The 23,327-nt window shown below is 34.4% G+C and carries 32 protein-coding genes; 20 read left to right on the plus strand and 12 right to left on the minus strand.

The window, feature by feature from the left end:
* Positions 1-219 precede the first annotated feature (219 nt).
* Positions 220-801: a CBO0543 family protein gene (locus J0N78_RS19060; protein ID WP_209124710.1), complete on the plus strand. Its 582-nt coding sequence runs from the start codon at positions 220-222 to the stop codon at positions 799-801.
* 258 nt (positions 802-1,059) lie between these two features.
* Here J0N78_RS19060 and J0N78_RS19065 read toward each other — a convergent pair whose 3' ends face one another.
* Complete coding sequence (locus tag J0N78_RS19065; RefSeq protein ID WP_209124711.1) at positions 1,060-2,253, minus strand: chromate transporter; 1,194 nt, start codon at positions 2,251-2,253, stop codon at positions 1,060-1,062.
* 278 nt (positions 2,254-2,531) lie between these two features.
* On the opposite strand from J0N78_RS19065, the gene J0N78_RS19070 reads away from it, so the two are divergent.
* The gene (locus J0N78_RS19070) at positions 2,532-2,756 is read left to right on the plus strand and encodes a DUF1450 domain-containing protein (protein WP_209124712.1); all 225 of its coding nucleotides are present in this window, start codon (positions 2,532-2,534) and stop codon (positions 2,754-2,756) included.
* A gap of 186 nt (positions 2,757-2,942) precedes the next feature.
* On the opposite strand, the gene J0N78_RS19075 is transcribed toward J0N78_RS19070, so the two are convergent.
* A complete protein-coding gene (locus J0N78_RS19075) occupies positions 2,943-3,686 on the minus strand; it encodes a YqcI/YcgG family protein (protein WP_307794978.1) in 744 nt (247 codons plus the stop codon).
* Between the two features lie 163 nt (positions 3,687-3,849).
* On the opposite strand from J0N78_RS19075, the gene J0N78_RS19080 reads away from it, so the two are divergent.
* Positions 3,850-4,347: a L,D-transpeptidase family protein gene (locus J0N78_RS19080; RefSeq protein WP_209124713.1), complete on the plus strand. Its 498-nt coding sequence runs from the start codon at positions 3,850-3,852 to the stop codon at positions 4,345-4,347.
* 137 nt (positions 4,348-4,484) lie between these two features.
* Here the strand turns inward: J0N78_RS19080 and J0N78_RS19085 are convergent, their stop codons facing one another.
* Positions 4,485-4,913, minus strand: coding sequence for a hypothetical protein (locus tag J0N78_RS19085; protein ID WP_209124714.1), 429 nt, complete (start codon positions 4,911-4,913; stop codon positions 4,485-4,487).
* A gap of 222 nt (positions 4,914-5,135) precedes the next feature.
* On the opposite strand from J0N78_RS19085, the gene J0N78_RS19090 reads away from it, so the two are divergent.
* On the plus strand, positions 5,136-5,645 hold the full coding sequence (locus J0N78_RS19090) for a hypothetical protein (protein ID WP_209124715.1): 510 nt from the start codon (positions 5,136-5,138) through the stop codon (positions 5,643-5,645).
* A gap of 89 nt (positions 5,646-5,734) precedes the next feature.
* Here the strand turns inward: J0N78_RS19090 and J0N78_RS19095 are convergent, their stop codons facing one another.
* Positions 5,735-6,832, minus strand: coding sequence for an alanine racemase (locus J0N78_RS19095; protein ID WP_209124716.1), 1,098 nt, complete (start codon positions 6,830-6,832; stop codon positions 5,735-5,737).
* A 306-nt stretch (positions 6,833-7,138) separates the two neighbouring features.
* Here J0N78_RS19095 and J0N78_RS19100 point away from each other — a divergent pair, with 306 nt between their 5' ends.
* Positions 7,139-7,300, plus strand: a complete 162-nt coding sequence (locus J0N78_RS19100) for a hypothetical protein (RefSeq protein ID WP_209124717.1) — start codon at positions 7,139-7,141, stop codon at positions 7,298-7,300.
* 65 nt (positions 7,301-7,365) lie between these two features.
* Positions 7,366-7,995 carry a LysE family transporter gene (locus J0N78_RS19105; protein WP_209124718.1) on the plus strand — a complete coding sequence of 210 codons (630 nt, stop codon included), beginning with the start codon at positions 7,366-7,368 and terminating at the stop codon, positions 7,993-7,995.
* Here J0N78_RS19105 and J0N78_RS19110 read toward each other — a convergent pair.
* Positions 7,976-9,349 carry an amino acid permease gene (locus J0N78_RS19110; RefSeq protein WP_209124719.1) on the minus strand — a complete coding sequence of 458 codons (1,374 nt, stop codon included), beginning with the start codon at positions 9,347-9,349 and terminating at the stop codon, positions 7,976-7,978. The genes J0N78_RS19105 and J0N78_RS19110 overlap by 20 nt on opposite strands.
* 171 nt (positions 9,350-9,520) lie before the next feature.
* On the opposite strand from J0N78_RS19110, the gene J0N78_RS19115 reads away from it, so the two are divergent.
* The 5 genes from J0N78_RS19115 to J0N78_RS19135 all read left to right on the plus strand — a co-directional run bounded on the left by J0N78_RS19115 (position 9,521) and on the right by J0N78_RS19135 (position 12,896).
* The gene (locus J0N78_RS19115; RefSeq protein WP_209124720.1) at positions 9,521-9,745 is read left to right on the plus strand and encodes a DUF3892 domain-containing protein; all 225 of its coding nucleotides are present in this window, start codon (positions 9,521-9,523) and stop codon (positions 9,743-9,745) included.
* 139 nt (positions 9,746-9,884) lie between these two features.
* Positions 9,885-10,901 (plus strand): DUF3231 family protein, encoded by a 1,017-nt coding sequence (locus tag J0N78_RS19120; RefSeq protein ID WP_209124721.1) that lies wholly within the window; start codon positions 9,885-9,887, stop codon positions 10,899-10,901.
* 442 nt (positions 10,902-11,343) lie between these two features.
* Positions 11,344-11,778, plus strand: a complete 435-nt coding sequence (locus J0N78_RS19125; RefSeq protein WP_209124722.1) for a DUF1284 domain-containing protein — start codon at positions 11,344-11,346, stop codon at positions 11,776-11,778.
* Positions 11,779-11,929: 151 nt separating this feature from the next.
* Complete coding sequence (locus J0N78_RS19130; protein WP_209124723.1) at positions 11,930-12,283, plus strand: hypothetical protein; 354 nt, start codon at positions 11,930-11,932, stop codon at positions 12,281-12,283.
* A gap of 166 nt (positions 12,284-12,449) precedes the next feature.
* A complete protein-coding gene (locus J0N78_RS19135) occupies positions 12,450-12,896 on the plus strand; it encodes a hypothetical protein (protein WP_209124724.1) in 447 nt (148 codons plus the stop codon).
* A gap of 235 nt (positions 12,897-13,131) precedes the next feature.
* On the opposite strand, the gene J0N78_RS19140 is transcribed toward J0N78_RS19135, so the two are convergent.
* Together J0N78_RS19140 and J0N78_RS19145 are read right to left on the minus strand one after the other, a co-directional pair.
* Positions 13,132-13,506, minus strand: a complete 375-nt coding sequence (locus tag J0N78_RS19140; RefSeq protein WP_209124725.1) for a hypothetical protein — start codon at positions 13,504-13,506, stop codon at positions 13,132-13,134.
* Positions 13,507-13,658: 152 nt separating this feature from the next.
* Positions 13,659-13,928 (minus strand): hypothetical protein, encoded by a 270-nt coding sequence (locus J0N78_RS19145; RefSeq protein ID WP_209124726.1) that lies wholly within the window; start codon positions 13,926-13,928, stop codon positions 13,659-13,661.
* Between the two features lie 506 nt (positions 13,929-14,434).
* Between J0N78_RS19145 and J0N78_RS19150 the strand changes: the two genes are divergently transcribed.
* The 5 genes from J0N78_RS19150 to J0N78_RS19170 all read left to right on the plus strand — a co-directional run bounded on the left by J0N78_RS19150 (position 14,435) and on the right by J0N78_RS19170 (position 17,247).
* Positions 14,435-14,824, plus strand: coding sequence for a GntR family transcriptional regulator (locus J0N78_RS19150; RefSeq protein ID WP_209124727.1), 390 nt, complete (start codon positions 14,435-14,437; stop codon positions 14,822-14,824).
* Entirely contained in the window at positions 14,817-15,716 is a 900-nt protein-coding gene (locus tag J0N78_RS19155) for an ABC transporter ATP-binding protein (RefSeq protein WP_209124728.1), read from the plus strand. Before J0N78_RS19150 ends, J0N78_RS19155 begins: the two co-directional genes overlap by 8 nt.
* Positions 15,691-16,026: a hypothetical protein gene (locus tag J0N78_RS19160; protein ID WP_209124729.1), complete on the plus strand. Its 336-nt coding sequence runs from the start codon at positions 15,691-15,693 to the stop codon at positions 16,024-16,026. The genes J0N78_RS19155 and J0N78_RS19160 overlap by 26 nt, the downstream gene beginning before the upstream one ends.
* 109 nt (positions 16,027-16,135) lie before the next feature.
* Positions 16,136-16,828, plus strand: coding sequence for a CDP-diacylglycerol--serine O-phosphatidyltransferase (gene pssA / locus J0N78_RS19165; RefSeq protein ID WP_209124730.1), 693 nt, complete (start codon positions 16,136-16,138; stop codon positions 16,826-16,828).
* 260 nt (positions 16,829-17,088) lie between these two features.
* Positions 17,089-17,247: a hypothetical protein gene (locus J0N78_RS19170; RefSeq protein WP_209124731.1), complete on the plus strand. Its 159-nt coding sequence runs from the start codon at positions 17,089-17,091 to the stop codon at positions 17,245-17,247.
* Here the strand turns inward: J0N78_RS19170 and J0N78_RS19175 are convergent, their stop codons facing one another.
* Positions 17,248-17,607: a hypothetical protein gene (locus tag J0N78_RS19175; protein ID WP_209124732.1), complete on the minus strand. Its 360-nt coding sequence runs from the start codon at positions 17,605-17,607 to the stop codon at positions 17,248-17,250.
* Positions 17,608-17,792: 185 nt separating this feature from the next.
* On the opposite strand from J0N78_RS19175, the gene J0N78_RS19180 reads away from it, so the two are divergent.
* The 4 genes from J0N78_RS19180 to J0N78_RS19195 all read left to right on the plus strand — a co-directional run bounded on the left by J0N78_RS19180 (position 17,793) and on the right by J0N78_RS19195 (position 21,387).
* Complete coding sequence (locus tag J0N78_RS19180; RefSeq protein ID WP_209124733.1) at positions 17,793-18,782, plus strand: sodium-dependent bicarbonate transport family permease; 990 nt, start codon at positions 17,793-17,795, stop codon at positions 18,780-18,782.
* A 144-nt stretch (positions 18,783-18,926) separates the two neighbouring features.
* Positions 18,927-19,832 carry a transporter substrate-binding domain-containing protein gene (locus J0N78_RS19185; protein WP_247747431.1) on the plus strand — a complete coding sequence of 302 codons (906 nt, stop codon included), beginning with the start codon at positions 18,927-18,929 and terminating at the stop codon, positions 19,830-19,832.
* A gap of 95 nt (positions 19,833-19,927) precedes the next feature.
* Complete coding sequence (locus tag J0N78_RS19190; protein ID WP_209124734.1) at positions 19,928-20,629, plus strand: amino acid ABC transporter permease; 702 nt, start codon at positions 19,928-19,930, stop codon at positions 20,627-20,629.
* A 17-nt stretch (positions 20,630-20,646) separates the two neighbouring features.
* Positions 20,647-21,387 carry an amino acid ABC transporter ATP-binding protein gene (locus J0N78_RS19195; protein ID WP_209124735.1) on the plus strand — a complete coding sequence of 247 codons (741 nt, stop codon included), beginning with the start codon at positions 20,647-20,649 and terminating at the stop codon, positions 21,385-21,387.
* 125 nt (positions 21,388-21,512) lie between these two features.
* On the opposite strand, the gene J0N78_RS19200 is transcribed toward J0N78_RS19195, so the two are convergent.
* From J0N78_RS19200 to J0N78_RS19215, 4 genes are all read right to left on the minus strand, one after another.
* Positions 21,513-21,692, minus strand: coding sequence for an H-type small acid-soluble spore protein (locus J0N78_RS19200; protein WP_209124736.1), 180 nt, complete (start codon positions 21,690-21,692; stop codon positions 21,513-21,515).
* 306 nt (positions 21,693-21,998) lie between these two features.
* Positions 21,999-22,568 (minus strand): manganese catalase family protein, encoded by a 570-nt coding sequence (locus tag J0N78_RS19205; RefSeq protein ID WP_209124737.1) that lies wholly within the window; start codon positions 22,566-22,568, stop codon positions 21,999-22,001.
* Positions 22,569-22,591: 23 nt separating this feature from the next.
* On the minus strand, positions 22,592-22,858 hold the full coding sequence (locus J0N78_RS19210; RefSeq protein ID WP_209124738.1) for a spore coat protein CotJB: 267 nt from the start codon (positions 22,856-22,858) through the stop codon (positions 22,592-22,594).
* A 1-nt stretch (position 22,859) separates the two neighbouring features.
* Positions 22,860-23,087, minus strand: a complete 228-nt coding sequence (locus tag J0N78_RS19215) for a spore coat associated protein CotJA (RefSeq protein ID WP_209124739.1) — start codon at positions 23,085-23,087, stop codon at positions 22,860-22,862.
* Positions 23,088-23,327 lie beyond the last annotated feature (240 nt).

Here is a 23,327-nt window from a genome sequence, read left to right on the forward strand (position 1 = left end):
GACTAGCGATACTTCCCTCCGTACAATAATGGTTCATAAATTGTAGCAAATTCGTATGCAAATATAGATCCACCAAATGAAAATTCCAATTTTCCACTTAAACATGTAATGGTAATGTATGTTTTTCGTATTCAGAGGTAGAATAAGAAGACTTACATATACTTACAATTCCTAAAGTTGAATTAATTAGTCTTTAGACATATGAAAGTAGGGGCAAATATGCATGTAGTATTGGCCATTCTTCTGTTGTTGTTCAATATCAAGCGAAAGACTTGGAGAAATATTAAGAAACATTATATTAGCATACTGTACGTTGCTTTCTTTAATTTACTATATTATTACATATGTAAGCACTTTATTCTTTGGGATTATAAATCTAAATTTTTAAATGTGCGATTGGCTAGAGGGTTACATTTATTTATTATCATGCCATTATTAACACTATTATTTTTATCCAATGTTCCCAATTCCTTGTTCAAACAAGTTCTTTACTTAAGCAAATGGGTGTGTGCTTCAGCGACTGTTGAATGGTTTGGATTAAAAAAATTCAATGCCATTTATTTTTTGCACGGGTGGAGCTTAAAGTGGTCTATACTTATGTATGTATTAATGTACAGTTTTAGCTATTTTGTACTAAAAAACCCTTCATTAATTGTAACACTTTCAGCCTGCTCAACAGTCATATTAATGGTAGTTTTTAAAGTACCGATACGATCAGAATTTTTTTTAGGACCCATTTTTTTAGCTATAAGAAAAATGAAATTAGCCAAAAAAGATCATCAGTGGATGAAATTTAAATAAAAAAGAAGACTTCCCTTAGGAGGTCTTCTTCGCGTATTGAGGCGAAAAACTGCACTCCACATTGTGCATTACCATATTGGCGTGTTTATCGACTTACACAATGAGCTCATCGCTTTATGAATATATCATTTCTGGCATTTAAAAACAACCTTTTTTAAGATAATGAACCTCATCTAGTTTTATTTCCTAGTAAGAGAACCTGAGTAATGATGGCTAGAATAGGTAATTCTAATCATTCTCACTCTTCTTATTAAATTATTATAATGACAATAAAAAACCACCTATTGCCCCTGTTAACACAATAACCCATGGCGGCAATTTCCAATACACTAGCATGCTAAACAAAACGGCTGCAAATGCAAAATCAATCGCAGTTAAGATCGAACTCGTCCAAATTGGGTGATAAAGGGCTGCAATTAAAATTCCAACAACGGCTGCATTAACGCCCATTAACGCGCCTTTAATGTTTGGATTACGTCGTAGTGTATCCCAAAATGGTAATGTTCCTAGGATGAGGAGGAAGGCTGGTAAAAAGATAGCTACTGTAGCTAATAAACCACCTTGCCATCCATTAATCACTGCACCGATATAAGCGGCAAATGTAAATAATGGTCCTGGTACAGCTTGAGCTGCACCGTATCCAGCTAAAAATTGTTCTTCGGTTAACCAGCCCGTTGGAACAAATTCACGTTCTAGTAAAGGTAGAACAACATGTCCGCCTCCAAATACAAAGGCGCCTGAACGATAAAAACTATCAAACATCGCTATCCAATTGATAGATGTAGCTTCACGTAAAATTGGAAGTAGAATAAGTAAGCCAAAGAAAAGAGTTAAACAGCCATAGGCAAAACGTCGTGAAAATGGAAATTGTGAATTAGATGGTGAAGCATCGATCGTTTGCTGTTTATACAATAAATATCCGATAAATCCTGATAATAAAATGATTCCAACTTGGGAAAAGGCAGTTTGCCATAGTAAAGTGAGTACAATCGCAAATAAAGCAATTGTACGTCTTTGGAGATCTGGCGTTAAGTTTTTTGCCATTCCAAGTATCGCATGGGCTACAACAACGACGGCGACGATTTTCAAACCGTGGATCCAGCCATACTCACCGAATCCAAATTGATTTAGGGTAATTGCAAAAATAATGAGGGCGATTACAGATGGAAGTGTAAACCCTATAAATGCTAATATTCCCCCTAATAACCCAGCACGCATCACGCCAACCCCAATCCCTACCTGGCTACTCGCTGGACCAGGTAAAAACTGACATAGAGAGACGAGGTCAGCATAACTTTTTTCATCCATCCATTTTCGTTTTCGTACATATTCGTTATGGAAATACCCTAAATGGGCAATTGGTCCGCCAAATGAAGTGAAGCCAAGACGAGTTGAGACTAGTAGTATTTCTAGTAGAGATTTTAATTTGTTTTCTTTTTGGTCAGTCATCATTTCCCACCTTGCGTAGAACATTATCGTTCAATCGTTTTCTTCTTTCTAACAATATCAATATCGAAATTCGATATTATAAAAATAACAAAAAAATACTATGATTACAATTAGTGAAATAAATATATGATAATAAAATTACAATCTTAATAATAAAATTACAATAAGCTATTATTAGAAAACTTTAAAAAGTTAGTGACGAAATGAACTACCTTTGATATGATGTAAATGTTGATAATGATTATGATTATCAATTATTTACTTCTAAGAGGTGGATGAACATGAAGAAAATCTACTTTTGTAAAGAAAATGATGTCTCGAAAAAGGTATTTAAGAATTTAAAAGAAAAGTACCCAGAAGTAATTGTAAAAAGAAAAGGCTGCGTAGGAGAATGTAAAACATGTAAACGTTGTCCATTTAGTTTAATTGACGGTAAAAAAGTCATTAAGTTTGAAACGAGTGACGAACTGCATGAAAAAATCAAAAAATTAAAAAAAGTGAAGTAACATTAAAACTCTTTATACACCATAAATTAATAAGTGATGAAGTGGACGACAGTTGATGCTGTCGTTTTTTATTTATTAGTTTAGAGTGGTTAGCTTTTACGAACAGTTTTGGGAGAATAAAATGGCTATACTGAAACATTTGGTTGAAAATGATCATGAAAACAAGTCTTAAAACTCGTTGCTAATTTATTTTTGTTTTCTCATAACCTGTTGTCTTCTTAAAAAAGGGCAATTCGAAATAACTGTGTCATCATCGTGAAGAAAGTATTGCTTCCACTCATAGTTATCATGCTCCCCGTATTTTCTTAATTCAGGGTGAGGGGTAATCTGATCATAGTTTTCTAAGCGTTGACGAATTTTTCCTTTCACTTTTTCTGCATAGTCAGCCGATGCATTAAATTGTTGAAGTGTCCATCTTGGTGTGATTGCTAGTATGAAGTAAGGAAACGCGCGACTGTTTCTTTGTTTATGTGCAGGAGTAGCACAATACATAAAGTAAGGTTCACCGTGAAAACAAAATTCCCATGTCGCATCATGTGGATCTTCAGGTATATGTTCTGGCCACGCCTTTTCATCGTTTGCGGTTAACTCGTTTAATAATCTCCAATACATTTGTTCATACTTTTCTACAGTTAAATTCGTTATATTCTCCGTTTTAAAGAACACAATGAGTGTTGTAAATTTCCCAAACTGACGAAACCCCTCCGAATACTCTTTTAGAATCTGTGTTACTTGATTAGGAGTTATGTCACTTTCGAGAGCGCCTACAAATCCATAGCGTAGATGTCCAAGCGAAAATGCTTGAGTTGCAGGAATGCAAGGAAAAGGTTCGTAACGATTGGTCATTTTATCTTCAAAATGCTGAAGTGCATCTAATTTCCAGCCTAAAAGAATTTGCTTGGCTTCATCTTTTTTCCAAAGTAATTTCACTCTACCAACTCCTAACCTACTAGTTAAGTTATTTCATAAAGGTTGGTTAAGTGATTGTCCATATTGATTATGGGCTATTCTCTCACAATAACTTTGCATTGCAACAAATTTACAGTTTCAACCATATAATATATGAATGGTATCTTTCAGGAGGAAATGAAGTATGTATCAGCATATTGTTAAACCAGGAGAGACGTTGTGGGGGATTTCTGAGGATTATCGTGTGCCTTTTACTGCATTATTGCAATCCAATCAAATTATAAATCCTGACCTTATTTATGCAGGTAAGGCAATTATCATTCCGGGATTACCCGACCCTAATTTACTGCCTTATTCCATTGTCGTATCCATATCCAATCGAACGTTAACATTATTGGAAAATGGTATGGTTGTAAAAGTATATCCTATTGCGGTTGGAGCCATTCTTCACCAAACTCCAGTTGGTGAGTTTGTCATTATTAATAAAGCTCCTAATCCTGGTGGACCCTTTGGAACGATGTGGATGTCTTTGTCCAAAAAACATTACGGGATTCACGGAACAAACGACCCTTCATCGATTGGAAAAGCAGTTTCTAGAGGATGTATTCGTATGCATAATCATGATGTAGAAGAGCTTGCTCGTACGGTCCCAATCGGAACGGGAGTAAGTATTCGCCCTTAATTTAGGATTGGTGTAAAAAAGCGATGTCTTTTGTATAAACTATATCAATGTTATGCAGATTTATTGTATCGATTGTTTTTATGTTGATAAAAGAAGAAAAAATAAGCTCAACTTTAGTGAAGGTTGAGCTTATTTATTTAGTTAGCTTGACTTGAATGAAAGTTTATTTTTGATAAAAAAGTATCCATGTTTCCTTTAAATGTTAGAAAAATAGGTGTATTCTCATCGGTGAATAAAAGTAAATAAGGGTCTTCGTCCTCTGGTAATATAAAAATGACTTGGTCCACAAGGTCGTTAAACCATTGATTTTCAACCTTAATGGAAGGCTCTAATGGAACTTTAATCATAATGCCTTTAGTTGGTAACGGGTTAAATTTCTTTTGAATATTGTTAATTCCTTCGATGATTTTTTCAACTTCTTGGTATTCTCGAGCTTGCATAGGGATTTTTTTTATTACTTGATCTTTCTCAATATTAAAAATTTCAATTTCTTTATATTCATGAGCGAATGAAACTGTTGAGATGGTGATCATCATTAGAAGACATAAAATGATTTTCCGCCACATTTGTATCACCTCATATTTACTATACCCTATTTGTTTTTTAGGAAGGCAGTTAATTATTAACAACGTTTAATTCAAATAGAAGTTGTTGAGCTAGTTAATAATAAAACATATATTAGTCAGAGTTAGGTGAAAATATGCTTCTACAAAGAAGTAAGCGATAAATTAGTTATCGAAACAGCAAGGAGGACAGTTTAATAGAGATCGTTCAAGGAGGAATATGAATTGGAAAAAGAAACAAAAAGCCGAGTAACAGAAAAGGTAGGAGAAGAAATACTTGAAGAATTAATACCAATCCATGGTTATTTAGAAAAAATACAATCAACTTTAAATGTTATGAAATCATCAAATCAACAAAACAGCTCAAAATCTTCTTTAGGGAAAGAGCAGCAACAGGTTAAACAATTGCTGCAACAATTGCAACAATTCAATAAACAAGCACAACAGGAACAGCAAAAAATATTTCAACAATTACAACAAACTGTACAGCAAGCTGCTCAGATGTTAAATAGTATAAATCAGTCTCTTGAATCCTTTAATGTATTGAACCAAATAACACAACAACTTAATCAATCACAGCAGCAATTAAGCCAAATGCAGCAAATCCATAACATGCAAGGCCAAAGCAATCAAAGTGGTCAAAGCAATCAAAGTGGTCAAAGCAACCAAGATAGCCAAAGTCAAGAAGGTCAAGCCCCTCAGGTGATAACTTTTAATGGAGTTAGTATTAACTGATTGCCTTGACTCATTAACAATGTTGTAATTTTATTATGAGGAGGGTAGACAAGCATAGAGTCAGCCTCTTCTTTTATTTTCTTGGAAAACTATTTCAACATTCCACGAGCATCAACATTCCACTTCTCGATAACTATGCCATCTCGATGCAAAATATATTCGCTAAATAGATTGGCAACAACACATGAATGATTAGGGATGATCTCAACAGTGTCATTTATTACTAAGTTCGTTTTTTGAAATGTTCCGATCCCATGTTCCTCAGAAAGACGTTCGATCGTTATTTCAGGATGATCGATTACTTTTCCGTACCCTACAACGCTTTTATTTCCGTGAGCCCCTTGGTCTAAAGATAAAGCTTTGCTTCCTGTATCAAAAATAATTCGGTCCACCTTTTTACTTACGACACTAGCAAGTACTGTCAGAGCACATTGAGATGGGTCTGCTACACCAAGGCCGACTTGACACATATCATAAAAAGCTGCATTGCCTGGACGAATTTCAGTAATTCCCTTAATAGATGCTGCAAGCTTAAATGTCGGTGTAGAGCCAACACTACGGTGTTTAATTTTGATCCCTGCATGTTCACAAAGTTCAGCACTTCTGATGACAGAGTAAGCTTCATCATGGGCAATTTTTTTAATTTGCTCTTTTGAGGTAGCTGCATAAGAGTGTCCAGCGTGAGTAAAAATGCCAGTTAATGATAGAGATTTCATGGTTTTAATTTCTTTGGCTAACTCAACGATTTCTTCTACTTTAATCCCACAACGGTTAAGTCCAGAGTCAACTTTAATCCAAACTTCTAAAGGGTTTATGGAATCACTAAAGGTTTGATTCACTAACTTAGCTTGCTCAATCGAATCAATTGCCAAAATAATGTTGGTACTTGAAGATAACACTTTTAGTCGCTCAAGCTTTTGCGGTTTTGCAAGGGGGTAGGCAATTAAAATATTTGATATATTAGCTTGAGCCATTGTTTCTGCTTCTTCAAGCTTCGCGACAGTAATCCCGCAAGCTCCTTTTTCAAGTTGCATTTTTGTAATGTTAATACTTTTATGCGTTTTAATATGTGGACGCCAATCTATTCCATTCTTTTTAGCTAGATCTCGGATTTCATCTAAATTTCTTTCTAATTGGTTAATGTTAAGTAACAATGATGGAGTATCAAGATTATGTATTACATTCATCTTAGCAATAACACCTCAATCTTTTTCTATTTTATGTAACTTAAAGGATATGTTTATCGTCTTACTATTGAATTTATCATAGGATGTTTTTACCGAAAAGCAGTTTTCGTAAACTTTGTTGCTTTTGGACCGTTTTTTGAAAATAAAATAGCCTTTTCAAGACAAATTCATTTGTCTGAACGGCTATTTTATTTTCAAAACCTTCACGCTATGCGTGAAGAGCCAAGCATCCGCTTGGCTTACGGTCCAAAAGCTAAAAGCAACAATCTTTGAGATAAGAGCCTACCGAAAAGAGGAGATGGCAAAATGAAGAAAGTATTTTTGCTAATAGCCATTGATCTAATAGCTATATTAAGTGCTTGTGCATATGGAGGTATTACCGATAAAGAACCTCTCACTATCGGTGGGAAACATATGCTCAAAATTTACAACAATAAATCCTCCAGTCGTAAGATAACGATCTGCTGAATACAATGTACAAGTCGTACAGTTTGTCCGCTGTACGAAACACAGTTGATCTGGAGGATAAGTTAATGAGTATTTTTATAAGTTATATTATTTTAGGATTGTCGTTAGCGGCACCCATTGGGCCTGTGAATGCAGCCCAAATCGATAGAGGTATAAAAAACGGATTCTTACATGCATGGCTAGTTGGCTTAGGAGCTACTGTAGCGGATGCGTTTTATATGTTATTAGTCTTCGTTGGTGTCGTTCATTTTTTAGAAATTCCATTTATGAAAACGTTCTTATGGATCTTTGGCTTTTTCGTACTTGTTTACACAGGCATTGAAAGTTTATCAGGGGCCAATCATATTAACGTAAGTCATATGCGAAGTCAAAAAGAATCACATTTTAAATCTTTCATGTCAGGATTCGTTATGTCGCTATTTAATCCATTAACGATTCTTTTTTGGCTCGGTATTTTTGGCTCGATCTTAGCTAAAACAGTAACTACGTACGGTACAGGCAAAGTCATCTTGTATAGCACGGCTATCTTTATTGGAATAACCTTCTGGGATCTAACAATGGCAGGGCTTGCAAGTTCGATGCGAAAGTTTTTAACGAATCGATTACTAACAATTATTTCTATTATTTCAGGTATATCGCTGATCGGGTTTGGAATTTATTTTGGAATCCAAGCAGCTACTGTTTTATTTTCGTAAATAATGTACTTCGGTTGCTGTCATCATCATTCGACTTGTTCCAAAAGTGCTTCATAATTAATGTAATGATAGCAATAACCACGATAAATCCTAAACTAACAAAAAATCCAGGACGACTCGTTGGATGAAAGATGGTTCCAAAAACACCGAGGATAACAAGTGAGAAGCCTAAAATACGTTTGACGTTGGTCATGACCGTCATTTTTAGAATACGACCATAAGAGCCAAGAATAAAAAACCAATTATACAGCAACATAAGACCTGCTGCGGTCGTTACGTATTCATAAATCCGACCTGGCATAATGAGAGCTAACACGATAGAAATCGTAATGCAGCCAGTTGTTAATAAAATCGCAGGTAAGGCGATTTCTTTTTTGACTCGCTTGGAGAGAATAGCCGGCGCATCACGGTCTTCTGCGAGTGTGACAAGAATACGAATAATAGCAAATAAAGATGCAACCATCGTTGAAAACCCAGCAATGATAAATACCCCATTAAAGACATGCGGAACAAATTTTAAATTATATTGATTGAGTGCAGTAACAAAAGGACTTTTTTCGGTCGTAAATGTATCCCATGATACCATCGTTAGTGCAAGTCCAATCGAAGAGATATAAATCACTGCTAATAAAAATAACATAATTTTTCCGGATTTTGGTGCTTCGTTCATTTCCTTTAAACGTACGGCTAATAGCCCCATAATTTCAATGCCTGCATAACCATAAAAACCGTAGATAAGAGAAGGTAACAAACCTCTTATTCCGTTCGGAAAAAGGGTATCATACGATCTTGGTAATCTAAAGGTCTCAGTATCTCCCTCACCTAACAGGCCGAATAAAGCGAGTACAGCTAAAAGGATAAACATTAATATGGCAGCGATCTTTAATACGGCTAACATGTTTTCAACACGGTCAAAGCCTGCTGGCCCCATTAAGATCACAAGAAGTCCGAGTATGGAATAAAAAGTAGCGAACACCCACAAAGGTATGTTAGGAAACCAAAACCTAGAAAAGATAGATAATGCCGTCATTTGACTTCCGATGATTAACATTTCAGATAGAAAATATACCCACCCACTTGTAAAGCCAGCCCAACGCCCGTAAGCATTTTTTGCATATGTTCGAAATGAGCCTTTCTGAGGATCATTTATCATTAACTTAGCTAATGCTTCGTAAACGAAGTACGTTCCAATGGCAGCTAAAATATAGGAAAAGATTACAGATGGTCCAGCCATGTTGATTGCGATGCTTGATCCGAGGAAAAAACCTGTTCCGATCGTACAAGCAATACCTAAAAGGGATAGCTGCCACCACTGTAATGGTTTTTCTTTTTGTTCAGCGGAACTTGATTTCATATGCTATACCTCCTCAATCATGATTGTATTGTTCGAAAACAAGGGTAAGTTTATGTAAGGAATTCCTATAATCTATTTCTTGAAAAAATAAACTCAGGTGGATAATGATTAAAAAATTGTGTAACACTACGACAAAGAAAAAAGCTATTCTACTATAAGGAGGGCTTATTAATGAGTCAACAAGTTATAGCAGTTCGTAAAAATAACGAAGGTGATATTATCGAGTTGAAATTATCGAGTGGTCAAGTTGTTGATTATAAACAAGCACAAATGATGGCACAAAATGGGGAAATAGAGCATGTCAATGTATTTAAAGGAAGAGATGGAGATATGCATTTGCGAAGTGATGCTGACGGAGATCCAACGAATAACCTAGCTAATTTACCAACATTTTAATGTATTAAAATGTTGGTAAATTAATTTTAAAACAAAACTTGGTAATGCAAAACAATTCAGGCTCGTTTTTTGAAAAAATTTTTCTTCAATGATGAATAACTTTAATTTAGAGAGATGAACTTTATATTGGAGGATTAACATGGAAACGACAAGTATAGCAACAAAGGCGAAGTTGACATCAGCAGAGTTAGGAAACCTTTGGGTATCTTTTATGGAGGACAGTATGGCAATATGTGTTCTCCAATACTTTTTACAAAAAGTTGAAGACGAAGAAGTTCGTCCTCATATTGAAGATGCCTTACAATTATCACAAGACCACATTCAAAAAATTAGCATGATGTTTGAACAAGAAAATGTACCCATTCCTCATGGTTTTACTAAAGAAGATGTAGATATAAATGCTCCGAGATTGTATTCGGATATTTTTTTTCTTATCTATTTATATAAAGCAGCAAAGCAAGGAATGGAGGGTTACAGCACATTTTTGTCTACTTCTGTTAGAAGAGATGTTGTTGATTATTATTCTAAATGTTTAAGCTCATTTAATCTACTGCACAATCAAGTATTAGACACTTTGTTATCAAAAGGTGTATTAGTACGACCACCTTATATACCAATCCCTGAAAAAGTGGATTATGTTCATAAACAGAGCTTTTTAACCGGATGGTTTGGCCAAAGAAGACCATTGAATTCAATAGAAATCGGAAAATTATTTTATAATATTCAACGAAACATGCTAGGAAGAGGTTTGATATTAGGCTTTGCTCAAGTTGCTGGCTCTAAAGATGTTCGTGATTTTATGATGAGAGGGAAAGAAATTGCTGATAAGCATATTGAAGTATTTTCAAGTATCCTTAGTGAAAATGATATTGCAGCTCCAATGATATGGGATGGTGCCCCTACAACCTCTACTAAATCGCCATTTTCAGACAAATTAATGATGTTTCATATTACTACGATAATTTCGATGAGTGTAGTACATTATGGGATGGGAATAGGAACTAGTTCTAGACATGATCTTGGAGTACATTACACACGATTAATTGCCGAAATTGTACAGTATCTAGAAGATGGAGCAAATATAATGATTGAAAATAAATGGATGGAACAGCCTCCACTTGCACCGAATCGTGACGAATTAGCCTCTAATAGATAATACTTTATGTTTAACAAATAAGGGTAGAATGAACGTAGGATTTCCTGTTCGGCTATCCTTTTTAAATTGCATTTTAATTTTTATCCTCTATAAACCTCTCTCCCCAAAAAACTTACTATGTCAAACTTAATGCCTCAAAAGGAATAGATTATGTAAACATATACAAAATTAGTTATAACAATTATGTTTTTAAAAGTTGTTTCATAATATAAAATATAGATAAATAAAGGTTTTTATTTTAAGTGCATAGAAATTATTAGATTAAAAAGATATAACGTTAACTTCTAAACTGCAAAACAAAAACATATGATACTAATGCTGTCTGTTTTTAAGTTAAGGTTTAAAATTGAATTACCTATTCAATTTTTAGTAAGATTAGGATATTTATTCATAAAAAACAAATTTCCTTTCATAAATATAGTGAAAGAGAGGAGTGGGGAGATTGGATTTACGTGGGCATCATTTATTATGTTTACTAGGCTTTAGCGGCCATGGGTATTCCACGTCTTTTATTAATAAAATGGAGCATCTTGCACCCATATACCGAAAAGTAGAGTTAGACTTTGAAATATATGTGAATGAACACACGGATGAGATTTGTGAGCATTGCCCAGCTATGGTCAACAATAATTGCACGACGTTTCGAAAGGTTGATGAGGAAATTCGAGAGCTCGACCGACGAATTAATCAAAAATTACAAATACGACCAGGATTTATTTATTCAAAGAAAACGATATTTCGTAGGATTAGAGATAGGATAGAGCCTGATGACTTAGATATACTTTGTAAAGGGTGTAAATGGCTTTCGTACGGCGTTTGTAAAAATGCCATTCGTAAATTAAAGGAAGAAGTAAAAGTTGAGTTACCGACTACTTAAGGGTTCAATATAGATTTATTTCCGTTCTGTGTTTTTTAAACTACGCCTTGTATCTATTAAAAATCAGTTATTTATCAGTAATATAATAGCCTTTCCATAACGCGTTCCCTCCTAATATAATATTATATCACATTAGAAAGGAGGGCATGAGATGAGCGATAAATATGAAGATTTATTAGAAGCTCTCGCAGAATTAATCTATGATCATGAGAAAAGAAAAGACGATCATCATAAAAAGAAAGATGATGACGACAAAATCTTTTTAGTATGTAAAGAAATAGAAGAAAAGAAAAAGAAAGATGATGATAAGATCTTTTTAGTATGTAAAGAGATCGAGGAGAAAAAACACAAACATGACGATGAAGTTGTATTAGTATGCAAAGAAGTTGAAAAAAAGAAAAAGAAAGATGATAAGCACAAGCATAAACACAAGCATGACTTTAGACACAAAAAGCATGATGATAAGTGGATTGTTAGAAGAAAGCACAAGTCTTGCTGGGATTAGTCATTACAATAATAGCAGGCTCATCACAAACATGATAGTTTGTGATGAGTCTTTTTACCTTAGTAAGAGTGGTCATAACATTTCTAACCATTAATTTGTCCACTAAAGGAATTTTTACAAATACAATTAGAAATAGTATAGTAACTGGTAGAAAAGTGTTGGGGAGATGGACGGGGTGGATTTGAAATATAGAGAAAAAGGCATATGGAAAACAACAGGAGTACAATGGTTAGGATTAGCTCTCCTTAACATCATATGTATCCTATTCATTATAACGATGGGGGTTAGTACATTAACACTTATAGTAGCTCTTATTATTGGGTGTAACGTTGTCCTTAGTGTTATTATTGGGACCTATTATTTACGTTTAACAGATATTACATATATTCAGCTTGAAAATGATATGCTTTTAGTACATAAAGGCATTATCAGACTGAAGAAAAAAATAAACTATCATGATATAGAAGAAAGTAGAATAAGTGAAAACAAACTGATTCTCATTTTAACAAGTGGAAAAGAAATCGAAATTAATCTGGATCTATTAAAAATTAAAGATTTTGATAAACTGAATATCAAATTAAGTGAACATGTGGAAGTTCGAAAAATTAACTAACTATCTCAAATAATCGGAGCGCTTAACAGCCAAAAGCAAAATTGTTTTAAGGAAAATAGAAAATGTGGGATTGGTGTTACCCACTAATAAATGGGATTATGAACAAGAAATGGTCATTTTATTGTGAATGGGTTAGTCGTTAATAATGAGGAATAGCCTATTGTAAGGTATGATTGTATATTCATAAATAAGGATTGGTTTATGAGAGATTTAATTTGAGATTCTAAGAGGTTCTTTAATAGTCTATTCCACGTGATAATCGCTGAATTTCGGTTTCTACAGCATAAACTTGTTTATTCAGTACTGCCGTTTTTGCGTCAACATGATCAATAATACGATCTGTAAACTCCCCAAGGCTATTTACTATATTTTTTTGCATGGTTTCTTGCCCTTTTTCTAATTGCTCTTGCCTGTGCTCTAACCTTGTTTGATGTTGTTCGAGACTCTCTTGACGCTGCTCTAAACGTATAATTCCTTGTTCTAAATTTTTCTGCCCTTTTTCAATACTTTTTTGTCCTTGTTCTAATTTATTTTGTCCCAATTCTAAACCACCTAAACGATGATCGACTTGTTTAAGTGTATTTAAAATTTGTTTTAAAGTTTCTTCCATTTCATCACCTCCATGATATATTTTATCATGGAGGTGGAATGATTGGCTTAAATTACTCAAAATTAATATAACTTTTACAAAATATTATAAATAAACCCTAATTCATGTGCTTGTTTAATCAAAATTATTTTAGCATATAAAAAAAACATTGGTTATTGATGCTTTAAAAAAATTTCTTTAGATTTTCTCCGCATTTTTCGCAATGCTCTCTGCAAAAATACTTTTACATCTTTATGAGTTTTTACAGGTTCATATGTCGTTTCAAATAGCTCGGCTCTAATCGGATATTGCTCACCATTTGCTTCAGTTATCAAATAATCTCCAGGCAGACCCTTCACTGTTCCTTCGGCTGTTTCTATTGTTATTGGTCTCGTAATTTTAACCGCTTCGACGAGAACTGGTATTTTTCTATATTTTGGCATAAAATCCCTCCTTTCGATTTATTAAAAAGCATCTTTCGAAAGTTGAGAGCTTGTGAATGGAAGACCTAATTTTACATAAACAGAATGATTACTGAGAAATTAATATTAGGAATGAAACAACTAATTCCGAAGATGCCAATGAAAGTAGCTGAGGAGTAAGACTATTTTCACCTTATAACAGGGTGGGTACCTACTAACTTAACTTTATCGTATGCAGCATGTCAGCTAAATGTGACAAGGTCAATTCTATTATACTGATATTTCTGCATCTATTTCGACGTTACTTAAAATGACTCTATTAATTTAGTAATATCAGGTGTGACTGATCATTAGTTAAGTCCGAATGTTCCTGGGTCAAAAAAATCAATTGAATGTATTCTATAAAATATTAGTTGCATAAAAGTTTGATTCATATATAATAATAACTGTAATATGATAAATAGTACAGTTAGTAATCGTAGTACGTACTAAGTAACATTAAAAAGCTTCCTAGAAAGGAGGAAGTCATGTTTCAATTAGACATTCGTAGTCGAAAGCCGATCTATGAACAATTAGTGGAAAAACTAAAAGAGTTGATAATTCATGAGGTATTTCTGCCTGATCAACAACTACCATCAGTAAGAGCTTTAGCTCAAGAATTGACCATTAATCCTAATACGATACAAAAGGCTTACCGTGAGTTAGAGCATCAAGGATACATATACTCGATTCCAGGTAAGGGGAAATTTGTGGCCCCTCAATCAGAAACGACTAATGATGAAAAGGTGAAAAAGATGAAACAAGAATTAATTAAGCTTTTATCTGAAGCTATGTATCTTGGTATGAAGAAAGATGACCTTCTATCTCTTATTGCGATCGCTGAACAATCAGTGAAAGGGGGAGAAAAACGTGATTAGTGTAAAAAATATTCGCAAAGAATTTGAAAGTGTCGAAGCAATAAAAAACTTAAACCTACAAATTTCAAGAGGTTCGATATATGGACTTCTTGGCTCAAATGGTGCAGGGAAGACGACATTATTAAAAATGATCTCTGGCATTTATAAACAAGATTCTGGTGAAGTACTGATCGATGGTGAGCCTATTTTTGAAAATGTGAAGCGGAAACAATCGATTATCTTTTTAGCGGACTCATTGTTCTTTTTTCCTAATACGACGATCAAGCAAGCTGCAGATTTTTATAAAAGTATGTATATGAATTGGAACGAGGAACGTTTTCAAAGATTACAAGAAGTATTTCCAATTGATGTAAATAAGAAAATCCACCGACTATCTAAAGGGATGCAGCGCCAAGTAGCCTTTTGGCTTGTCCTATCGACGATGCCAGAAGTGCTTATTCTGGACGAACCACTTGATGGACTAGATGCTGTGATGCGGAAGAACGTAAAAAATTTACTGATTCAAGATGTAGCTGAACGAGAAATGACGATCATGATTTCATCACATAATCTGCGTGAAGTGGAGGATCTTTGTGATCAAATAGGGATATTGCATCAAGGTGAGCTTATGATTGAGAAAGACTTAGACGATTTAAAGTCTGATATTCACAAAATTCAAGTCGCGTTTAAATATGAATTGCCTCCAATCTTTTTACACGGCTTTGATGTTTTATTTAAAGAGGAACGAGGAAGTGTACGCTTGTATATTGTAAGGGGGAATGAAGAAAAAGTAACTTCTCATATTCAATCTTTCCACCCGGCTATATTTGATGTATTACCATTAACGCTTGAAGAAATTTTTATTTATGAAATGAGGGATGTCGGCTATGCTATCGAAAACATTATCGTTTAACCGTGGTATTTTCCTTCAAGATTTAAGAAGCGTCGGCTGGGTCGGGATTGCATATTTTTTGTGCTTGCTGTTTGCATTACCTCTACAGCTTATCATGGCCTATACAAGAGATGGACATGAACACCATTTTTTTTCACAAACCAATACAACTACGAGTTTATTTTCAATTTCTACTGAGTTTCAAATGTTTTTAATGTTTTTAATGCCCGTTTTACTATCGATATTTATCTTTCGCTATATCATTAAAAGAAAATATTCTTTGACAGAACCTGTTATTTTTGCTTTTATTAATATACGTATTCTTACTTAAAATTTTAATTCAACTCAAATTTTACACCTTAACTTAATAAGAATATAGTTCTTTTAACAAAATGCTTAGATGGTTTAAAAAATTTACTCTATGTTGTGTGGTGACAAGAATGCGATTTACGAAAAGCATCCCGAACCTTTTTACATTAGGAAATTTATACTGTGGTTTCCTATCAATCGGGTATGCAGCTAGTGGACAGTATAAAAACGCTGCCATTTTGATCCTTATTGGAATGATGTTAGACAGCATGGATGGAAGACTCGCAAGAATGTTAAAAGCAGACAGTACTTTAGGAAAAGAGTTAGATTCCTTAGCGGACATAGTTACATTTGGTGTAGGGCCGTCATTTTTAGTGTATTATACATATTTTTATCAGTTTGGTTTGTTAGGATTTATGGTAGCTGGATTATTCCCGTTGTTTGGAGCATATCGCTTAGCAAGGTTTAATATAAGTACCAAATCTTCTATGAATTATTTTATTGGCGTTCCGATTACAGCTGCGGGTGGAATTTTAGCCATCCTCACTCTATTTGGAGATCTCATTCCAAATATTATTACAACGGTAGTATTTACAGCACTGTGCTTTTTAATGGTGAGTAAATTAAGAATTCCGAGTTTAAAAGAAGTACCTCTTCCAAAATACGGAACAATTGTAACGATCTTTTTGGGTTGTGCACTATTTGTGATTTATAAGGGCTTTTATGGGCAATTTCCCTATCTTATTTATATTGCTACACCGTTATATATTGCTTATGTTACGTATCGGTTTGTGAAAGGAAAGAACAAAAAGGATATTGACTAGATTCAAAAAAGCTAACGTCAAAATAATGACGTTAGCTTTTTTGAATCTAGTCTAAAAAACAACAAAATTACGTGAGAGCTAAGCACTAGTAATAAGCCTTGCTTTAAACCCAGCCTGAAAATCGTCGTCTTGTAGTAACGTCTATATAACGGACACCGTTTGCATCTCAATTTCTAAAAACTTTAAACAGTTAATTCATATTTAGTTCATATTCGTGTGCTATTATTTAATTTACCATATGAAAAAAGGTGAGGATTTGTATGAAATCGTTAGAAAAAGCAAATGAGAAATCAAATGGAAGTATGAAAAATGTAAATTCCATTCAACAGATTGTCAGTAATCTTATTAAACAAGGAATAAATGCATCTATTGTCCGAAAGCCGGCAAGTATAAGCTTCATCATACCGGATGGGAACTGATCAATGTCTATCACTTTTAGAGTGAAAAGATATGAACTTATTGTTGCTTTGTAAAAGTTTCTCAATCATTTCTTGAATTAACTTATCTCCATTATTAGTTTTAGGAATGAAATCATATTGATCGTTGTTTTCAGCATCTTTTTGATAGGTAATTTGCATATGACGATTATCCGCAATAAGCCAATTCTTCTCATTTAATCGATTGAAAATTATATCGACTTCAAGAAGCGTTCCCATTTCATGAATAAATTCATCGTAAATTAGTCCATAAGAACCGTCATGTTCCTCTTTCATGATATGTTTTGCATATGGGCTCTCCATATAAAATTTATGCTGTACTAGTAGCGTTTTCTTTTCCATATTTATGCCACCTTCTCCAAGTATGTCATTCCCTTAGTTTAACTTTAAAATGAAACATACATTCTTAAAATAAAAAGATCCTAATTTTTGTTTTGTAAATAAAAGGTATGAGTTTTATAATACAATACGATAAAATTGGATACTTTAAGTAAAGTAGAAAGATGTTGGGGAAAGAGGTGAAGCAAGTGGAATTGATCTATGAAATTGCCTATACCAATTTATTATCTCCGATGATCTTATTTTTTTTAATTGGAATAATAGCTGTCATTGTTAATTCTGATTTGAAAGTACCGACTGCTTTTTATACAGGTTATACGATGATTATTCTTTTAACCATTGGAATTAAAGGCGGGGTTGAACTAAGAAGTGTAACGTTAGTTGATATGGTACCGACTATTATAACTGCGATCTTACTAAGTGTAACGATGTTTGGTATTTCATACTTGGTTGTAAAGGGATTATTTAAGTTTTCAATAACTGATACTATTGCGATTGCTGCTCACTATGGTTCGGTTAGTGCCGTAACCTTTATTGCAGGGTTAGCATTTTTAGAAAAGGTTGGTGTTTATTATGAACCGTATATGTCTGCAATCCTTGTCATTATGGAAGGGCCAGCCATCGTATTAGCTATCATCCTTTATAAAATCATATCTCAGAAACAAGGTGACGGAAGTTCTAATCAAGAAGCTAGTTTAAAGCATGTTGTTAAAGAGGCTTTTTTTGGAAAAAGTATTTTTCTTTTATTAGGTGGTATTTTTATAGGATATGTTGCTCACATTGATGGACTAGCTCAAATTAGACCATTATTCGGGGATTTATTTTATGGAATTCTATGTATTTTCTTACTTCATATGGGGATGGTTGCGACACTCAGTATTCGACAAATCAGCAACGTGAAGCTAGTATCGTTTCTTTTTGCATTTCTATTACCTGTAATAGGAGGTACGATTGGAGTTATAACTGGTCAGTTCATTGGTTTGTCTTTAGGTGGTTCGGTAGTATTGGCGTTTTTAACAGGAAGTGCGTCTTACATAGCTGCACCTGCAGCTGTTGCTCAAGCGATACCTCAAGCGAATTCGGGAATATATATTGGGTCAGCTCTTGGATTAACACTTCCATTCAATTTAATTTTTGGGATTCCTTACTTTTATTGGCTGGCAAATTTAGTGTATTGAATTCATAAAGAGCTTAAGAATAAATAGTAAGAAAAAATCGAAAATATTAAATAGGATTGACATATTTTATTTCAACTTTATAATCTATTAACAGGCTATTCCGATTAAATAACTCAGGAATAATAGAGAAAAAGGGGTTAGATCATGATGAAAAAAATGGGGGTATTACTTTTCACACTAATGCTAATGATCATATTGGCAGCGTGTGGAGCTGCAGATGATGCACCTGCAGAAAATACAGAAGATGCAGGTGCTGAAAGCGGAGATACTGCTACGGAAGAAGAAGCAGATGAAGACACGTCTTGGACTGATGTAAAGGCAGCAGGAAAGCTAGTAGTAGGTACATCCGGAAACTACTCGCCGATTACATTTTATGACGAAAATAATCAATTAACAGGCTTCGATGTTGAGCTTATTCGTGAATTAGGTGAGCAGCTTGGAGTCGAAGTGGAGTTTAGTACAATGGACTTTGATGGCATTTTACCTGCTTTACGAAATGGTCAAATAGACATTGCTGCAAACGATTTTGCAATTACAGATGAGCGTAAAGAAACATTTGACTTTGTAATTCCTCATAAATATTCATACGGCTCAATCATTGTCCGTACAGAAGACGTTGACAAATACGAATCAGCTCATGATTTAAAAGGGGTTAAGGTAGCATTAGGGTCTTTAACGAGTAATTATGCAATGTTTGCAGAAAATATTGGTGCTGATGGGGTTGCTTATGATGGTGGTGTAGATGCGATCCTACGTGACATTATTAATGGAAACCGGGATGCATATTTAAATGACCTACTTGTACTTAACCGTACACTTGATGAATTTGGCGATGATCGTCTTGCAGTTGCTGAGCAAGTGAAGTATCATGCGACTGAAAGTGCAATTATTATGCTAAAAGGAAGCACTTCATTAAAAGAGCGTTTAGATGAAGCGATGCAAGAGTTACTAGAGGATGGTACTGTTGCTAAATTGTCTGAAGAGTTTCTAGGTAAAGACGTATCGCAACCAGTGGACAGTTCAGAAGTCGTTAGTTTAGAGGGTAAATAATATAAGGGGTGCCAGGCACCTTTATGTGGAGGATGGCTTGACGCTGTTAAGTCAGCCTCTTTCTATTTCAGTACATATTTAAAGGAGGTGTGATCATGTTTGAATGGTTTAAGGAAATCAAATGGGAACACTTGTATGATCCTAAGTTGGCTATAGATTCATTACCTTTTTTACTTGAGGGCTTAAAAATTACAATGATTATTGCCCTATTTAGTATGTTTTTTGCACTAATTATTGGTACTTTATTTGGTATCGCTCGAATGTCTACGTTCTGGTTTTTACGTTGGCCAGCTCGAATATATATTTCTTTTATGCGTGGAACACCGCTCCTAGTTTTTATTTTCATTTTATATTATGGTGTACCTGTATTGGGAGTTCAGTTTAGTAGTGCGATTGTTGCTGGTATTGTTGGAATTAGCTTGAATTTTGCTGCTTATATAGCGGAGGTGGTTCGTTCTGCCATCATGTCTGTACCTCGTGGACAGTGGGAGGCTGCGGCATCATTGCAAATGGGGTATGTTCAAACGCTTTATCGAATTATTATTCCACAAGCAACACGAATAGCCCTCCCGCCAACTTTTAATATTTTCATGGATATTGTTAAGGGGACGTCTCTTGCATCAGTGATAACAGTACAAGAATTATTATATAGTTCTAGACTTGTTGCTGGACGTACATTTGACAGTATGACGATGTATATTACCGCAGCCCTTATCTATTGGATCGTGTGCATTGTTATTGGACATTTACAAGAAAGATTAGAAAAAAGGTATAACCGATATTTAAGCCGACGGTAAAAGAGGTGAGTTAATCTATGATTAAAGTGAACAATTTAAAGAAAAAATTTGATCGTGTGACTGTCCTTGAATCCATTGATTTTTCAGTAAATAAGGGTGAAGTTGTTTGTTTAATTGGACCTTCTGGGTCAGGGAAGACAACATTACTTCGTTGTTTAAATCTACTTGAAATTCCTAATGGGGGTTCGATTACGATCGGAAATAAAACTCTATCGTTCGACCATAAGCCTCCAAATAAAAAAGATACAATAGAACTAAGAAGCTACTCAGGGATGGTGTTTCAAGGGTTCCATCTTTTTCCGCACAAAACAGTGATGGAGAATATAATTGAGGCGCCATTAACAGTGAAAAAGAGGAAGAAAGATGACTTAATTAAAGAAGGAGAAGGATTGCTCGAAAAGGTAGGGATGTATGAGCATCGTGATAAATATCCAGATTCACTTTCAGGTGGGCAACAACAGCGTGCTGCGATTGCTCGAGCACTTATGATGAACCCAGAAGTCATGCTTTTTGATGAGCCGACTTCTGCCCTTGATCCACAACTAGTCGGTGAAGTACTTCGAGTAATTGAACATCTTGCGAAAGAAGGACAAACGATGGTTATTGTTACACATGAAATGAATTTTGCTCGTCGAGTAGCAGACAAAGTGTTGTTTATGGATGGTGGATATATTATAGAAGAAGGTCCTTCAAAGACTATACTAGAAAACCCGTCAGAAGAACGAACAAAACAGTTTCTACAGATGTTAAATGAATAAGTGGCCTAAATTTAATATTCATAAGGTTATTGAAGAATGCATGGTGAAAAATGAATAGAGCCTGCTCGAGTAGGAACTTCAGGCTCTTTATATTTAAAACTGTATGCATTTAATATTTCAATAAACTACTCTTCAACTAGTTCTGTAATTTCTACTTCTGACCTTTGCTCAAGTGGTCCTCTTAAGTGTACTGTGGCTGTTTTACCATCTTCATTCAGCTTATCAATCCAAACAGAAGTACCATTATATTTCACATCAATATCAGCAGAAGAAGAAAGAATTTGCTTTACTCGTTTTACATCCATTCTGTTCACCCCCAATCTTAGTCATTTTATTTTGTGATAGAAGAACATTTTTATGTATTTTCATGGTTAAGTCTATGTGAAATAATCAATTAACCTAGTTGTTGATGGTGGGATAACGAGAAAATGGTTTATGAGGAATAAGGGATGTTCCCATAAAGTGTAAAAGGAACCTCCCTTTGTGAAAGTAACCGTTTTATTCCTATTCAATTAATGATCATTTGAAAACAGTATTTCATTAAATAGTTCTTACTAATTTTGACGTATTTAAATGTAAATAGTGTAAATAATTAATGAAAATAATTTTTGTTAAAATACTTTCTTTTGTTCTCTATCCTCTTTTAATATTTCAACGGCTTCACGAAAACGTTGAGCATGAACGATTTCTCTTTCGCGCAAAAACCTTAGTCCGTCATTTAAATCTGGATCATCAGACATATCAATGATCCACTGGTAAGTGGCTCTTGCTTTTTCTTCTGCTGCTATGTCTTCATACAAATCAGCTATCGGATCTCCTTTTGCTTGGATATAGCTTGCTGTCCAAGGAACGCCTGCTGCGTTTTGATAAAACAACGCTTTATCATGGTTGACATAATGGGCTGCAAGTCCTGCTTCCTTCATTTGTTCAGGAGTAGCATCTTTGGTTAATTTATAAATCATTGTTGCAATCATTTCTAAATGAGCAAATTCTTCAGTTCCTATATCTGTTAATAAACCAATTACTTTTTCTGGGATCGTGTACCTTTGATTTAAATAACGTAAAGCAGCTGCTAGCTCACCGTCAGCACCGCCATACTGCTCAATTAAGTATTTTGCTAAAGTAGGATTACACGTACTGACTTTTACTGGGTATTGCAGTTTCTTTTCATAAATCCACAAAGAATTCTACCTCCTTCATCAATTTATAACTCCCAAGGCCATGGGGACTCATTCCAATTCCATGGATATCCACTATAACTATTTCCATATTGTAGTAATGGTCCATAAAATTTTTCAACTTCTATTTTCAGTTGTTGGCTGACTTGAGCCATCTGATTAAATTGCTGAATTGCATCTGTATCGTTTGGGTGAGTATCCAAATATAATGTAAGATCGATAAGAACAAAATCAACTGCCTGTAACTCCTTCATAAGTTCGTAAAATTGGGGTGGTAACTGCTTATGCTTCATGTTAACTCTCCTCCCTTTTTTCACATGGCCCATAATATGGATCGTAAAAATATTTCCATAATGTGCCTGCGTATAACGCTTCGTGAGGGGAGAATTGAGGTAAATTAGGTGGTTGATACACAAGATATAAGTTTGGTGCCGTAACATAGGTTTTAACTGTCATTGGTGGGCAAGGGCTAAATGGACTTACATAAGGATAATACTTTTTTCTAGTTGTGAAATAGTCCATTACTCTACTCCTCCTTTAATGCAACATCAATAATTAAAATATATGAAACAGAGGCTTTTCCAAATACAGTAAATTTAAGACTACTAAAATTTCGATAAAAAGGACTAGGTTTTTAGAAAAACTAGTTTAAACGAAGAGATAGATGAGATTTCAAAACATGATAATACTTATAAACCGTTAAGAAGCAGATTAACAAAAGGAAAAAACTACAAATTAATCTATCGGAAAATTATGATAAAA

It is taken from the genome of Alkalihalobacillus sp. BA299, from assembly GCF_017745675.1.
GTDB lineage: Bacteria > Bacillota > Bacilli > Bacillales > Bacillaceae_F > Alkalihalobacterium.

What these genes read in the sequence shown, in the direction of transcription:
- J0N78_RS19185 (WP_247747431.1), top strand. Translation starts at nt 18,927, where the DNA reads ATGATGAAAAAAATGGGGGTATTACTTTTCACACTAATGCTAATGATC.
- J0N78_RS19100 (WP_209124717.1), top strand. Translation starts at nt 7,139, where the DNA reads ATGAAGAAAGTATTTTTGCTAATAGCCATTGATCTAATAGCTATATTA.
- J0N78_RS19105 (WP_209124718.1), top strand. Translation starts at nt 7,366, where the DNA reads ATGAGTATTTTTATAAGTTATATTATTTTAGGATTGTCGTTAGCGGCA.
- J0N78_RS19115 (WP_209124720.1), top strand. Translation starts at nt 9,521, where the DNA reads ATGAGTCAACAAGTTATAGCAGTTCGTAAAAATAACGAAGGTGATATT.
- J0N78_RS19170 (WP_209124731.1), top strand. Translation starts at nt 17,089, where the DNA reads ATGAAATCGTTAGAAAAAGCAAATGAGAAATCAAATGGAAGTATGAAA.
- J0N78_RS19080 (WP_209124713.1), top strand. Translation starts at nt 3,850, where the DNA reads ATGTATCAGCATATTGTTAAACCAGGAGAGACGTTGTGGGGGATTTCT.
- J0N78_RS19130 (WP_209124723.1), top strand. Translation starts at nt 11,930, where the DNA reads ATGAGCGATAAATATGAAGATTTATTAGAAGCTCTCGCAGAATTAATC.
- J0N78_RS19120 (WP_209124721.1), top strand. Translation starts at nt 9,885, where the DNA reads ATGGAAACGACAAGTATAGCAACAAAGGCGAAGTTGACATCAGCAGAG.
- J0N78_RS19065 (WP_209124711.1), bottom strand. Translation starts at nt 2,253, where the DNA reads ATGATGACTGACCAAAAAGAAAACAAATTAAAATCTCTACTAGAAATA.
- J0N78_RS19060 (WP_209124710.1), top strand. Translation starts at nt 220, where the DNA reads ATGCATGTAGTATTGGCCATTCTTCTGTTGTTGTTCAATATCAAGCGA.
- J0N78_RS19095 (WP_209124716.1), bottom strand. Translation starts at nt 6,832, where the DNA reads ATGAATGTAATACATAATCTTGATACTCCATCATTGTTACTTAACATT.
- J0N78_RS19085 (WP_209124714.1), bottom strand. Translation starts at nt 4,913, where the DNA reads ATGTGGCGGAAAATCATTTTATGTCTTCTAATGATGATCACCATCTCA.
- J0N78_RS19140 (WP_209124725.1), bottom strand. Translation starts at nt 13,506, where the DNA reads ATGGAAGAAACTTTAAAACAAATTTTAAATACACTTAAACAAGTCGAT.
- J0N78_RS19145 (WP_209124726.1), bottom strand. Translation starts at nt 13,928, where the DNA reads ATGCCAAAATATAGAAAAATACCAGTTCTCGTCGAAGCGGTTAAAATT.
- J0N78_RS19210 (WP_209124738.1), bottom strand. Translation starts at nt 22,858, where the DNA reads ATGAAGCATAAGCAGTTACCACCCCAATTTTACGAACTTATGAAGGAG.
- J0N78_RS19200 (WP_209124736.1), bottom strand. Translation starts at nt 21,692, where the DNA reads ATGGATGTAAAACGAGTAAAGCAAATTCTTTCTTCTTCTGCTGATATT.
- J0N78_RS19150 (WP_209124727.1), top strand. Translation starts at nt 14,435, where the DNA reads ATGTTTCAATTAGACATTCGTAGTCGAAAGCCGATCTATGAACAATTA.
- J0N78_RS19195 (WP_209124735.1), top strand. Translation starts at nt 20,647, where the DNA reads ATGATTAAAGTGAACAATTTAAAGAAAAAATTTGATCGTGTGACTGTC.
- J0N78_RS19135 (WP_209124724.1), top strand. Translation starts at nt 12,450, where the DNA reads ATGGACGGGGTGGATTTGAAATATAGAGAAAAAGGCATATGGAAAACA.
- J0N78_RS19160 (WP_209124729.1), top strand. Translation starts at nt 15,691, where the DNA reads ATGCTATCGAAAACATTATCGTTTAACCGTGGTATTTTCCTTCAAGAT.
- J0N78_RS19110 (WP_209124719.1), bottom strand. Translation starts at nt 9,349, where the DNA reads ATGAAATCAAGTTCCGCTGAACAAAAAGAAAAACCATTACAGTGGTGG.
- J0N78_RS19215 (WP_209124739.1), bottom strand. Translation starts at nt 23,087, where the DNA reads ATGGACTATTTCACAACTAGAAAAAAGTATTATCCTTATGTAAGTCCA.
- J0N78_RS19070 (WP_209124712.1), top strand. Translation starts at nt 2,532, where the DNA reads ATGAAGAAAATCTACTTTTGTAAAGAAAATGATGTCTCGAAAAAGGTA.
- J0N78_RS19175 (WP_209124732.1), bottom strand. Translation starts at nt 17,607, where the DNA reads ATGGAAAAGAAAACGCTACTAGTACAGCATAAATTTTATATGGAGAGC.
- J0N78_RS19190 (WP_209124734.1), top strand. Translation starts at nt 19,928, where the DNA reads ATGTTTGAATGGTTTAAGGAAATCAAATGGGAACACTTGTATGATCCT.
- pssA (WP_209124730.1), top strand. Translation starts at nt 16,136, where the DNA reads ATGCGATTTACGAAAAGCATCCCGAACCTTTTTACATTAGGAAATTTA.